The organism is Pantoea sp. MQR6, assembly GCF_022761075.1.
Classification (GTDB): domain Bacteria; phylum Pseudomonadota; class Gammaproteobacteria; order Enterobacterales; family Enterobacteriaceae; genus Pantoea; species Pantoea phytostimulans.
The window spans coordinates 1,555,539-1,568,534 of record NZ_JAKYXB010000001.1; the positions used below are offsets into that span (position 1 = coordinate 1,555,539).

Sequence of the window (12,996 nt, forward strand, 5' to 3'; positions counted from 1 at the left end):
GCGCTCGTCATGCTTAACAGGAGGTGCGACAACATGACTACTGATAAACCTGAAGAAGCGATGACTTTTGGCGAGCTTTTAGCGCTAATAGGTGATCAGCAACGTCGATTGACGGTGCTGGAAAATGCCTTCTCCAGTCTGATTTTCTGCCTTGACGATCGTGCCAGTCAGCTTCTGGTGCATAATCTGTCTCTTGAAGCACAAAATCAAAACCATGATGAGCAATTGCAACTACACTTTGCCCGGCTGGCAGAATCACTGCAGAAGCGCAACGGTGGCACAACGTCAGAACCACTGATTTAATGCAATACTGAACGACGTTTCTCTCGCAAAAATAGTATTTTTTATCCTTTCAAATTGCTGGTTAAAATGCCTGTTTCATCAGGCATTTTATTTTTCATTTCGTGTCTTATAAAAGCAGTTATTCTATTTATCCGTTTTTCAACGCATTTTTTAATCAGTAGGCGGGTCTTTTACTGTTATAATTGTCTCGCTACTGGAATAAAAAAGCCGCATTGAACCTCATCAAGCACTTCGTTTAACGAGTAATATGGAGGTTATAATGGACAGAAATAAAGATGTGATTCAGACCCATTCGCTGGTGGGCTGGGACATCAGTACCGTTGACAGCTATGATGCCATGATGATTCGTTTGCACTCACTTTCGTCACAAGAGCAAACAGAAGAAGAGGCGGACGTTGGCCCGACATATTGGCTAACAACGGATGTGGCAAGGCAGTTCATCTCTATCCTTGAAGCGGGCATCGCCAAGATAGAATCTGCCGAGCAGGTAGAACGACTTCTCAAGAAACATTAATTCCTGCCACATCAAGAGGCACCCTAAGGGGTGCCTTTTTCGTCTCTGTTTCTGGTATGCTTTTGATTGTGTGACCCTTTCAGGAGTTTCGTCTCAATGATTTACGATCTTATTGTGGTAGGCAGCGGTTCCATCGGTGCAGCAGCAGGCTATTACGCAACGCAAGCAGGCTTGTCGGTATTGATGATCGACAGCGCCCACCCACCGCATGACCAAGGCACGCATCACGGTGACAGTCGACTGATTCGCCACGCTTATGGTGAAGGCGAGCGCTACGTACCATTAGTATTGCGAGCGCAAGCGCTTTGGGACGAACTGGAACAGCAGGCTGGCGAGCGTATTATGCACCGCAGCGGCATATTAAATCTGGCGCTGCTGCAGTCGGAGTTCATTAACAATGTGATTGACAGCGCCAAAGCCTGGCAACTGGATATACACATTCTGCAGGCCGATGAGGTGCGTAAACGTTGGCCGCAAATAAACGTGCCTGACGGTTATATCGGCGTATTTGAACCTCAATCGGGTTACTTAAAATGCGAGCAAGCGGTTCGCAGTTATATTCAACTCGCCGAACAGGCGGGTTGCGCGCAACTGTTTAATTGCCCGGTCAGCGAAATAGGTCGAGACGGCGATCTACAACAGGTCACAACACTGGATGGCGTGTATCGCGCCCGGAAGATGTTAATCAGTGCAGGAACCTGGGTAAGTAAACTGGTTTCCGGCTTGCCGGTAACACCTACTCGCAAAGTCTTTGCCTGGTATCAGGCGGATGGCCGCTACAGTGAAAACAACCACTTCCCCGGTTTCACTGTTGAGATGGAAAACGGCAGCCAGTATTACGGTTTTCCCGCCGATAATAATGCCCTAAAAGTGGGACGCCACGATGGCGGCCAACCGATGACAAAACCAGAAGATCGCAAACCTTTTGGTACCGTAGCGGCGGACGGCAACGAGACGTTTGGATTTCTGCGTCAGTTCCTGCCTGGCGTAGGCGTTTGCCTGCGGGGCGAAGCGTGCAGCTATGATTTCACGCCAGACGAAGATTTTATTATCGATACATTACCTGGTGAACCTAATCGACTCATTATGACGGGCTTAAGCGGGCATGGATTCAAATTTGCCAGCGTATTAGGTGAACTGGCTGCCGAATTTGCGCAGGATAAACCTTTCTCGTTTGACCTCACGCCATTTTCACTTGCGCGTTTCGACGTTTAATGACTTTTCTTGTCTTAAATAAAATGTGCAGCATCATTAAATATGATGCTGCACACTGACGTTAACTGACACTTATTCACATTACCCCACACTACTCGCCTTCGCACCGCCCAAAAAGTGAATCCAATTGAAATTTAATTTATTTCGGACTGGATTAATTCAGCCTTATTCAATAAAACTGCGTTTATTAAGCGTGATCATTTCATGAATTTCACATCATCAAGATAATGTTATAGAAGCGTAAGCTTCATTGATTTTTTATTTCAATCTGTGGATGCTTATTTCCACTTATTACTACAGAAATAAAATTATGCCGTTACGTAATTCCACTCAAAACTTTGGATTGATTAGCGTCACGCTGCATTGGTTAATGGCGTTAGTCATTTATGCCATGTTCGCTTTGGGCTTATGGATGGTGGGCTTGGGATATTACGATAGCTGGTATCACGACGCGCCAGAGATACACAAAAGCATCGGCGTAATATTAATGCTTATCTTAATTTTCCGTCTGATATGGCGCGTTGTATCGCCCTCACCTTCTCCCCTTAAAAGTTACACCACATGGGTTCGCCTAAGCGCCGTAGTCGCCCACTGGCTGCTTTACAGCTTATTGCTGGCCATCTTAGTGAGTGGCTATTTGATCTCTACAGCTGACGGTAAACCGATTTCGGTATTTGGCTGGTTCGAGCTTCCCGCTTTAGTTAGTGGGGCCGGAGAACAGGCCGATTTAGCGGGCGATATTCATTTATGGCTCGCCTGGAGCGTGGTCATCCTTTCCGTGCTGCATGGCTTAGCTGCTCTAAAACATCACTTTATCGATCGCGATGTCACTCTGAAACGGATGTTAGGTATGCGCATCCCTTTACCCTCTGAAAAGGATCATTAATATGCTGAAGAAAACCCTGCTTGCCGTAACCGCTGCGAGCTTGTTGTTGAGTTCTGTTACCGCTAATGCTGCTAATTATAAAATTGATAAGGAAGGCCAGCACGCCTTCATCCAGTTTCGCATTCAACATCTTGGCTATAGCTGGCTGTATGGCACGTTTAAAGATTTTGATGGCAGCTTTAGCTTTGATGCAAGCAATCCTTCGGCCGACAAAGTCGATGTCACCATTAATACCAACAGTGTCGACACCAACCATGCGGAGCGTGACAAACATTTGCGCAGCGCAGATTTCCTCAATGTGGGTAAAAATCCACAAGCCATGTTCAAATCAACATCGGTTAAAAAAGAGGGCGATGAACTTGAGATCGTTGGTGATCTCACGCTGAATGGCGTAACCAAACCCGTAACGCTAGAAGCGAAGCTGTTAGGTGAAGGCAAAGATCCATGGGGCGGCTATCGCGCAGGATTTGAGGCGGAAGGTGAAATCGCATTGAAAGATTTCAACATAACTAAAGATTTAGGGCCAGCCTCGCAAAAAGTTCAGCTGATGATTTCAGTTGAAGGTGTTCGGCAATAGATCACAACAACCGCCTGAAGCTGAGCTTCAGGCGGGATGACATCACTTCTTAAGCGGAGCAGGAATGGTCATGTTTAACAATCCACGAGACTTGTTGAACACTTTATTTCCATTTTCTCGTCCGGCGCGGCGCGCGCGCTGCTCTTCTGGCGACAGTTTCGCTTCTTCCTGGCACAGCGGACTGCAGCAGTTTTCATAGGTCTCAGCACAAGCTGGACACTGAATAAAGAGCAGGTGGCAGCCATCATTCACACAATTCACGTGGGTGTCACAAGATGTTCCACATTGATGACAATGTGATAAGACGTCTTCTGAAATACGTTCGCCCATGCGCTCATCAAAAACAAAATTCTTGCCCTTAAAGCGTACGGGCAAGCCTTGCTCACGAGCACGGCGAGCATATTCGATGATGCCACCTTCCACATGATAAACATCTTCAAAGCCGTTATGACGCATCCACGCACTGGCTTTTTCACAGCGAATGCCGCCGGTGCAGTACATCACAATTTTTTTATCTTTCTGATCTTGCAACATATCAACCGCCATCGGCAGTTGGTCGCGGAAAGTATCAGCGGGCACTTCCATGGCGTTATCAAAACGTCCCACTTCATACTCGTAGTGGTTACGCATATCAACGAACACGGCATCGGGATCGTCCAACATGGCATTCACATCAGCCGCTTTCAGATATCTGCCAACGTCGCTGGCATCAAACGTATTGTCTTCAATGCCGTCCGCCACAATGCGGTCACGCACCTTCAGGCGCAGTACCCAAAACGATTTGCCGTCGTCATCCAGCGCCACATTCATGCGTAGATTATTCAAGGCAGGATCAAAACCATAAAGGAATGACTTCATTTTTTCATACTGGCTGGCGGGCACGCTGATTTGCGCGTTAATGCCTTCGTGTGCCACATAGACACGACCAAACACTTTTAGCCCGGTTAAACCAACATACAACGCATCACGAAAGGCTTTTGGATCAGCAATTTGGAAATATTTATAGAAAGAGACAGTGGTGCGCGGCTCAGTTTCAGCCAACATGCGCGCCTTCAGCTCTTTATTGGAAACAAGGTTGTGTAACACTGGCATGGTGTTCGTTCCTGTTATCAATAGGAGAAATTTAGCGCGCACATGATACCTGAAAACACCCAGATGCAAAGTGCATAAGGGAAATTGATTTGATGCAGTGTAAATTTTTGGCGGTTGTGCTTTTCATCTGCAACGCTTAGCTGCTTGTTACGCCGGTTCGCAATATTTCCGCCTGGGACAAAAACTGGCACAATAGGGAAAATCAACGAGATAACGGCGCCATAAGGTGCGTGACGCAGGATAATACTATTTCACATGACCCAATTGCCTCAATTTTCGCGTGAACTTCTTCATCCCCGCTATTGGTTTACCTGGCTGGGTGTCATTTTTCTTTATGTTTTCGTGCTACTTCCTTATCCCCTGCTCTACGTTTTGGGTTGTGGCATTGGACGTATCGGCATGCGTTTTATGAAACGTCGCGTCAGTATTGCGCGGCGAAATCTGGAATTGTGCTTTCCGCAGATGCCCATAAACGATCGCGAAGCGATGGTAAAACATAATTTCGAATCAGTTGGCATGGGGTTAATTGAAACCGGTATGGCGTGGTTTTGGCCAGACTGGCGCATCCATAAATGGCACAAGCCCTCGGGTTTAGAACATATCCAGCAGGCGCGAGACAATCAGAAAGGTGTGCTGTTGATTGGCATGCACTTTTTAACTCTGGAAATCGGCGCACGCATGTTCGGCATTCATAATCCGGGTATTGGTGTTTACCGACCGAACGACAATAAGCTGATTGACTGGCTTCAGGTGCGTGGCCGCATGCGCTCGAATAAGGACATGTTAGACCGTAAAGATCTCAAGGGGATGATCCGCGCTTTAAAAAGAGGCGATATCATTTGGTACGCACCAGATCATGATTATGGTCCACGCAGCAGTGTTTTTGCGCCCTTTTTTGCGGTGGAGAATGCAGCAACCACAGCGGGTACGCATATGCTGATGCGAACCAGCAAACCTGCCGTTATCCCTTTCGTTCCGCGTCGTTTACCGGATGGCCGTGGCTATGAGTTAATGATTTTGCCTGACGTAAGCGGAGATTTTCCTCTTACAAATGATGTGGATACAGCGATGCGCATGAATAAAGTGGTTGAAGAAGGCGTATTGTTAGCACCAGAACAATATATGTGGTTGCACCGCCGATTTAAAACCAAACCTGAAGGTGAACCTTCACGGTACTAATTACATTCAGGAGGGGAAATATTTCATCTCCTGAATCATTTTAAATTAATTACTCACTATACTATCACTGTAAAAAACTTATTCACCGCTTCGTATACTGTCCAATGTTAAATTGAGTGACTATTCTTTAAAAGCCAAAGATTATTTGATATTTCTGCATCATAATTAAGGAATTGCCGCTTAAGATTAAATGCCACGCACAAATTCTTAGATATTTGCACAAAAACATTGAGTGAAACGTTAAGATAACTTATTAAATTCAGCCTAAATATTCTCCTGCTTCGGCCCTGTTTTTTAAAATTCCAGGTCTTTTCCGATTTAATTAACCTTAATGCTTTGGCTATGCTAATCAGTCCAATAAAATTAACTTATTTTACAAGGCTTTGTCCTGGCAAGTCATCCTATATACCTTTTTAGAAACTTTTAACTCTTTTATATATTCTTATGGAATTTGAATATCAAATTTTTTGCCGGTAATTTCAACCTAACGGTTAATTTTATTTAACTGCGCATTTAAAAATTATAAGAAGATTACCCACAGCAAACCCTTCGTAGGAATATTTTATGAATAAAGGTATTTATTATTACGTGACAATCAGCACCGATCAGGAAGGTTATCATTATTTACATCGCAAGGAATGTAAGCGCATGCCCGTTAAGGAAGACGTCATTTTTATCGGCACGCTTTATAATTTGAATCAGGCATTATCCATCGCCAGGATAAATTTTAAGAAAGTTAAACCCTGTATAAAGTGCTGTATTCGCTATTCTGCTCCGATAATTCGCGAATCAGTACGTCCGGTTTTGCATTTCCCCCAGAAAGCAATGTAAATCCGAATCGGCGGGAATCGTCTACTTTCCCGCCGGTTGTCCTGTCAGCAACTTCCCCTCCCCCATTTTTCGTCTATCCTTCTGTGAAATCCCGTTAAACAGGCATGGAGAATAGCGATGAGCATGTTCAGTACATTAGAAGAAGCCATTGAAGCGGCGCGTGAGGAATACCTCGCCAATCATCCCGAACTCGACGAAGCCGATGCATCGATTAGCCAGTTTGGCCTGCAAAAGTATGTAATGCAGGACGGCGATATTATGTGGCAGGCTGAGTTTTTTGAAGATGAAGGCGAACCGGGCGAATGCTTGCCAATCCGCAGCGGAGAAGCAGCGCAGGCTATCTTTGATGGTGACTTTGAAGAGATTGAGTTGCGTCAGGAATGGCTGGCTGAAAACACGCTACACGAGTGGGATGAAGGTGAGTTTCAACTGGAGCCACCGCTGGATACCGAAGAAGGTGAAGCGGCAGCGCAAGAGTGGGAAGACGACAACAGCGATTCAGACCGCAGTTATTCGTAAGGTCCGTGACTGGCATCAACAGGCAGTAAAAGCGTATCCAACACCAGCGACAGCGGCAGATCAATAATGGTCAACACCCGCCATGCGCTGTCGCGAACATCCCACTGTACGCCAGGATAATATTGATTACCGTGTCCCTGACCGGGCACGGTTCTACTGATAATGCTACCGCAACCGCTCAACAGCAAAACGGACAAGGTTAAAACAGATAGTTTCAGGAAACGATTCACAACAGTTTCTCTTAATGGAATTGACGCTATTTTAGTGACCCACACACAGAAGTAACACCTACATTTCCACTGAATTACGTAAAGTTCGCGTTAAATCGCTGCGTTAACCCGAATCTGAGCCATAAAAAAAGCGGCATCCCTGCCGCTTTTTTGCTTAGGCGTTTTGTGGCAACGCCTGTGGATTCAATTTCAGCTTTTGATAACTTTCAACCCACTGATGATACTTCTCTGCGTTTTCCCATAAACGGGTATGAACGCGTGCCAGCACCACCGGATCGCTGATCAGCTGCAATCGCTGTTCACGGTTGAGTTTCTCGGGTGCATCGCTTAATGCCTGATCGACGCGACGATCGCGCGCATGCTCCAGCAGCTGGCTTTGCTTGTGACGAGATGTCGCAAGCGCCGTTGCCAAGGCATTGAACGCCGGGTGGAATACCGCATGCATAAAGCCATTTTCCAACGCACGTTCGCGGTTGAGCTTCAGATAGAAGTCGGTATCCACCAACTCTTTCGGCGGCTCATACTCTTCAGGGATCAGGAACAATTTTGCATTTTTGCTCTTAATACCCAACGTGGCACGGCTCGACATCACTGAAACAAACGGTGAAAGGATCAGCGAGAAGACGATCGGTGCTAACCACCACAGGAAGTTGAGATCCAGCCAACCCATACCTGCCGCCCAGACAATCCCTAACGCCATTTGAGAACCGTGACGTTTGAATGCTTCACTCCACGGCGTAGCATCGTCATCACGTTGCGGCGAATTCCACACCACTTCCCAGCCAAGGAATGCACTGACCACGAACACAGTATGGAAAAGCATACGTACCGGCGCCAGCAATACTGAGAACAGCATTTCCAAAAACAGTGAAAGGGTTACGCGCATTACGCCACCGTAAGGTTTAGCGCCTTTGAACCAAATCAGCACCACACTCAACAGTTTTGGCAAGAACAGCAGCACCATTGTGGTTGAGAACAGGGCTATCGCCAGTTCAGGACGCCACTGCGGCCAAACCGGGAAGAGCTGTCGCGGTTGCAGGAAGTAAGTTGGTTCCATCAGCGTATGCACAATCTGCAAGGCGGTGGAGAGCGCAAGGAACATAAACCATAACGGCGCGGAGAGATAAGACATCACCCCCGTCAGGAACACCGCACGGTGAACGGGATGCATTCCTTTCACCAGGAACAGGCGGAAGTTCATCAGGTTACCGTGACACCAGCGACGGTCACGTTTAAGCTCATCCAGCAAGTTTGGCGGGAGCTCTTCATATGAACCCGGCAGATCGTAAGCGATCCACACCCCCCAACCGGCACGACGCATCAGCGCAGCCTCAACAAAGTCATGCGACAGAATTGAGCCCGCAAATGAGCCTTCACCAGGCAACGGCGCTAGCGCACAGTGCTCAATAAACGGCTTCACGCGAATAATGGCGTTATGGCCCCAGTAATGCGATTCCCCCAATTGCCAGAAGTGCAAACCGGCGGTAAACAGCGGACCGTAAACGCGTGTTGCGAACTGCTGACAACGCGCGTAGAGCGTGTCCATGCCAGACGCTTTTGGCGAAGACTGGATAATACCCGCATTTGGATTGGCATCCATCATGCGTACTAAGCCGGTAAGACATTCACCGCTCATTACGCTGTCAGCGTCCAGCACCACCATATAGCTGTAGTTGACGCCCCAACGACGACAGAAGTCATCAATGTTGCCGCTTTTACGCTTCACGCGACGACGACGACGGCGATAGAAGATTTTGCCCGCGCCGCCAACATCACGTACCAGTTCCATCCAGGCTTTCTGCTCGGCGATGGCAATATCAGGATCGTAGCTGTCGCTGAGGATGTAGACGTCAAAATGTTCTGCATTGCCGGTACGGACGACGGATTCCCAGGTCGCTCGTAATCCAGCAAATACGCGCTCAACATCTTCATTACAGATCGGCATGATCAACGCTGTACGGTGCTCAGGGTTAAGTGCTTCATCGCCTACTGTTGAGTAAGAGATGCTGTACTTGTCGCGACCAATAAGCAGCTGTAAAAAGCCCATCAGCGCAGTCCAGAAACCGGCGGAGACCCAACAGAATAGGATGGCGAACAGGAACAGAATTCCGGTTTGCAGCACGTAAGGCAGAATCTGCATCACTGATTGCTGCCAGTTCTGATTGATCATCTCCATCGGGTCGAGCAGCGTCCAGCCCTGATACGGCAGAATGGTTTTCATGTACCAGGTTGCCACAACGGTCTGGAAAAGCGTCAAAATCAGCAAAGTGTAGCGACGCATTGATCCTACGTGACGCCACTTCTCTTCAGCACGCTGCTCTTCTGGATTGGCGTAGCGCGGCAATGATTTTTGTCCACGTAATGAAGACCAGGCACGCACCAACGGGTTAGTACGCCAGGCTTCCGGGAACATCAGCGAGCGCTTCACTTTCGGCATGGCCTTCAGCGTGGTGCGATCGAGATAATCTTTGCCGAGCTGTTGGCCATCAGCAAGCGAGTCTGGCCAGGCCATTTTCACCCGCGATGAAACAGATTTCAGTGGCGCATCGTCAGGGCGATCGCTGGCTGCCACATCCTGGCCCAGCGATTCGTGTATGAAGTGAAACGCCTCGGCATTTTGCAGCGAGGCGCTTAAACGGGCTTTTCCTGCCGCATCCAGCGGCAGGGATTCCACGTAACTTTGAGGTGTAAAAGTCGATTTATTCATTGGCAGGTAGCTGATAGCTCCAGGTTTCCGTCAATGTCTTGTCGCCGCTAACCAGCGCCGCACGCATTTCGGTTGGCTGCTTGTTGTCTTTCACACGCAGACGCAACACCAAACGCCAGCCTTTATTGACCGGGTTATAGCGTACGCTCTGCTCAACCACATCCGCGTTATTACCCACACTCACCTGTGGTGCAACCTGGCTGTTTTCCGGCATTTGGCTCATCGCTTTACCCACAAAATCGAGAGTAAAGGCGATGCTGCCATCCGGTTGACGCACCAGATTAGACTGCTTAACGTCACCGGCAGAACGCAGGGTGTTTTTCACCCATGCCGTGTCGTCCGAGTGCAGTTGGCTTTCGTCACGCGTGAAGTGTAGACGGTATTTGAAGTTCATCTCTTTGCCCGGATCCGGCAGGTTCTCCGGTGTCCAGAAGGCAACGATGTTGTCGTTGGTTTCATCCGCAGTAGGGATCTCCACCAGCTCGACGCGGCCTTTACCCCAATCGCCTAAAGGCTCAACCCAGCCACTTGGACGCTGATCGTAACGATCGTCAAGATCCTGATAAGCGCTGAAGTCGCGGCTACGTTGCAGCAGACCAAAACCTTTCGGGCTTTCGATGGTGTATGTGCTCACCGCCAAATGGCGCGGATTATTCAGCGGACGCCAAATCCATTCGCCGTTGCCGCTATGGATGGAAAGACCATCAGAATCGTGCAACGAAGGACGGAAATTATTAACCGGCGACGGCTGGTTAGCACCGAACAGGAACATACTGGTCAATGGCGCCACACCCAGTTTGCCCACTTTGTCGCGCAGATAGACTTTAGACTGCACGTCAACGACCGACTCATTACCCGGACGAATAACAAAACGGTAGGCACCGGCTGCTCGAGGCGAATCCAGTAAGGCGTAGATCACCAGTTGCTTATCTTGTGGTTTCGGACGTTCGATCCAGAACTCTTTAAAGCGCGGGAACTCTTCGCCAGAAGGCAACGCGGTATCAATCGCCAAACCACGCGCCGACAAGCCATAAACCTGGCCCGCACCGATCACGCGGAAGTAGCTGGCACCCAGAAAACTGGTGATCTCGTCATCTTTACCTTTGGTATTTAATGGGTAAAGGACTTTAAAACCCGCGAAGCCCAGGTTTTTAACCGAATCGGCGTCATGTTTCACATTGCCGAAATTAAAATAATCAGGGTTGTATTTGATTTCACGCACCGCGCTAGCCGTGACTTCATTAATTTGTACCGGCGTATCGAAGTACATACCCTGATGATAAAATTCCAGCTTGAATGGCGTACGCAATTTGCCCCAATACGCTTTATCGTGGTTAAACTGGATCTGCTGATAATCAGCAAATTTCATTTCACGAAACTGAGAGGGTAAATTGCTTTTAGGCGCTTCGAAGCTTTTCCCTGCCAACGCTTTGGCTTGTTTGGCTACATCATCGATGTTAAACGCCCAACTGTTATTGGCGTACAACGCCAGCAGAACTGCAGCGCCAATCCAACGCACCTTTTTCAGTTCTGGTTTATTTTTCTCTTTAGTCAGCACATCCCCCCCTTTCGTGTGCTTAAATCAAACCCGCTTATCTTAAAGGATTATTCGGTTTTCCGACAGCTTATGCGCAAGAATGTTCCCTTTATTCGTAAGCCAGATGTGTGATTTTAGGACAATTAAACGATACAGATTTAGCTGATAGTATACCTCGTTTATCACAGGTAGAATTTCACTCCGGCATAATCCGGTTTCAGGGCGAAACTGGCTAAAACAGACTCACAACGTACTAACGAACAGGAACTTTATGAGTACAGCAAAACCTGAACGTGAATATTTTCTCGACTCCATTCGGGCTTATTTGATGTTATTAGGGGTTCCATTTCACGTTTCCCTGATTTATTCCACGCAAAAATGGGCAGTTAACAGTACCGACGCTTCATTATGGTTGACGCTGTTTAATGATTTTATTCACGCCTTCCGTATGCAGGTCTTTTTTGTCATCTCCGGCTATTTCTCCTACATGCTCTATTTGCGCTATCAGCCGCAGCGGTTTTTAAAAGTACGGTTGGAGCGTGTCGGCATTCCGCTGCTTACTGCCATTCCGCTGATCACTCTGCCGCAATTTTTTATGCTCAAAGAGTGGACGCAGAAATTGTCTGGCTGGGATAATTTTAGTCTGTACGAGAAATTTAATAACCTGATGTGGGAGTTAATCTCTCACCTGTGGTTTCTGGTGGTGTTGGTGGTGCTAACCACGCTGGGCATGCTGACGTTCCGCTGGTTACGCGATCAAAAACACGCCATTGATTACCAACGTGTGGGTTGGGGTTCGCTGACCTTAGGCGTTATGGCGTGGGCGTTGTTATGGTGCCTGTTACGCCGTGCGATCTTTATTTTCCAGCCTGACTGGTTAATGAATGGCTTGTTCAGTATTGGGGTGATGCAATCACTGTTCTTTATGCCTTTCTTCATGCTTGGCGCGCTGTCGTGGAAGCATAAGGCGCTGAAGCAGTTATTTGTACGATTCAATCCCGTGATGTGCTTTGGCGCAATTGTGGTGTTTGTTGCCTACTGCGCAAATCAGCGGATGAGCAGTGGTGAAGGTTGGTTATATGAACTGGATGCGCTGATCTCCACCCTGATGGGCTTGTGTATGCTCAACGTCTGCTTCTGCTTCGGCCATAAGCTGCTGAACTCACATTCGCCGCGCATCATGTATCTGGTCAATGCTTCGCTGTTTATCTATTTGGTCCACCATCCCCTGACGTTGCTGTATGGCATTTATATAACGCCGCACATCAGCAACAACACGCTGGGCTTTTTCGTTGGCCTGATAATGGTGTTTGGCATCGCCTTTCTGTTGTATGAGATTCACCTGCGCATTCCGCTGCTGCGCTTCTTGTTCTCCGGTAAGCCGCAGAACAAATAATAAAAAAGCG

The 12,996-nt window shown here is 47.9% G+C and carries 13 protein-coding genes; 9 read left to right on the plus strand and 4 right to left on the minus strand.

Annotation, left to right across the window (positions count from 1 at the left end; genetic code table 11):
- Positions 1–33 precede the first annotated feature (33 nt).
- The 5 genes from MUG06_RS07240 to MUG06_RS07260 all read left to right on the plus strand — a co-directional run bounded on the left by MUG06_RS07240 (position 34) and on the right by MUG06_RS07260 (position 3,495).
- The gene (locus tag MUG06_RS07240; protein WP_215847097.1) at positions 34–303 is read left to right on the plus strand and encodes a hypothetical protein; all 270 of its coding nucleotides are present in this window, start codon (positions 34–36) and stop codon (positions 301–303) included.
- Between the two features lie 259 nt (positions 304–562).
- Positions 563–817: a biofilm formation regulator BssS gene (bssS, locus tag MUG06_RS07245; protein WP_215847098.1), complete on the plus strand. Its 255-nt coding sequence runs from the start codon at positions 563–565 to the stop codon at positions 815–817.
- Positions 818–913: 96 nt separating this feature from the next.
- A complete protein-coding gene (gene solA / locus MUG06_RS07250; RefSeq protein WP_243078167.1) occupies positions 914–2,032 on the plus strand; it encodes an N-methyl-L-tryptophan oxidase in 1,119 nt (372 codons plus the stop codon).
- A 310-nt stretch (positions 2,033–2,342) separates the two neighbouring features.
- Positions 2,343–2,918 carry a cytochrome b gene (locus tag MUG06_RS07255; protein ID WP_243078168.1) on the plus strand — a complete coding sequence of 192 codons (576 nt, stop codon included), beginning with the start codon at positions 2,343–2,345 and terminating at the stop codon, positions 2,916–2,918.
- Between the two features lie 4 nt (positions 2,919–2,922).
- Positions 2,923–3,495, plus strand: a complete 573-nt coding sequence (locus MUG06_RS07260; RefSeq protein ID WP_215848299.1) for a YceI family protein — start codon at positions 2,923–2,925, stop codon at positions 3,493–3,495.
- Between the two features lie 42 nt (positions 3,496–3,537).
- On the opposite strand, the gene MUG06_RS07265 is transcribed toward MUG06_RS07260, so the two are convergent.
- Positions 3,538–4,587, minus strand: coding sequence for a rhodanese-related sulfurtransferase (locus tag MUG06_RS07265; protein ID WP_215847101.1), 1,050 nt, complete (start codon positions 4,585–4,587; stop codon positions 3,538–3,540).
- A gap of 255 nt (positions 4,588–4,842) precedes the next feature.
- On the opposite strand from MUG06_RS07265, the gene MUG06_RS07270 reads away from it, so the two are divergent.
- The 3 genes from MUG06_RS07270 (at position 4,843) to MUG06_RS07280 (ending at position 7,116) form a co-directional block, all read left to right on the plus strand.
- A complete protein-coding gene (locus tag MUG06_RS07270; protein ID WP_243078169.1) occupies positions 4,843–5,766 on the plus strand; it encodes a Kdo(2)-lipid IV(A) acyltransferase in 924 nt (307 codons plus the stop codon).
- A gap of 564 nt (positions 5,767–6,330) precedes the next feature.
- Positions 6,331–6,597: a hypothetical protein gene (locus MUG06_RS07275; RefSeq protein WP_243078170.1), complete on the plus strand. Its 267-nt coding sequence runs from the start codon at positions 6,331–6,333 to the stop codon at positions 6,595–6,597.
- A 117-nt stretch (positions 6,598–6,714) separates the two neighbouring features.
- The gene (locus MUG06_RS07280; protein WP_243078171.1) at positions 6,715–7,116 is read left to right on the plus strand and encodes a MysB family protein; all 402 of its coding nucleotides are present in this window, start codon (positions 6,715–6,717) and stop codon (positions 7,114–7,116) included.
- Here MUG06_RS07280 and MUG06_RS07285 read toward each other — a convergent pair.
- The 3 genes from MUG06_RS07285 to MUG06_RS07295 form a co-directional block, all read right to left on the minus strand.
- Complete coding sequence (locus MUG06_RS07285) at positions 7,107–7,346, minus strand: YceK/YidQ family lipoprotein (RefSeq protein ID WP_243078172.1); 240 nt, start codon at positions 7,344–7,346, stop codon at positions 7,107–7,109. The two genes, MUG06_RS07280 and MUG06_RS07285, sit on opposite strands and share 10 nt — an antisense overlap.
- Positions 7,347–7,500: 154 nt before the next feature.
- Entirely contained in the window at positions 7,501–10,053 is a 2,553-nt protein-coding gene (gene mdoH, locus MUG06_RS07290) for a glucans biosynthesis glucosyltransferase MdoH (protein ID WP_243078173.1), read from the minus strand.
- A complete protein-coding gene (locus MUG06_RS07295) occupies positions 10,046–11,581 on the minus strand; it encodes a glucan biosynthesis protein G (protein WP_243078511.1) in 1,536 nt (511 codons plus the stop codon). The genes mdoH and MUG06_RS07295 overlap by 8 nt, the downstream gene beginning before the upstream one ends.
- Positions 11,582–11,861: 280 nt before the next feature.
- On the opposite strand from MUG06_RS07295, the gene mdoC reads away from it, so the two are divergent.
- The gene (gene mdoC, locus MUG06_RS07300; protein WP_243078174.1) at positions 11,862–12,986 is read left to right on the plus strand and encodes a glucans biosynthesis protein MdoC; all 1,125 of its coding nucleotides are present in this window, start codon (positions 11,862–11,864) and stop codon (positions 12,984–12,986) included.
- The last annotated feature ends 10 nt before the right edge of the window (positions 12,987–12,996 follow it).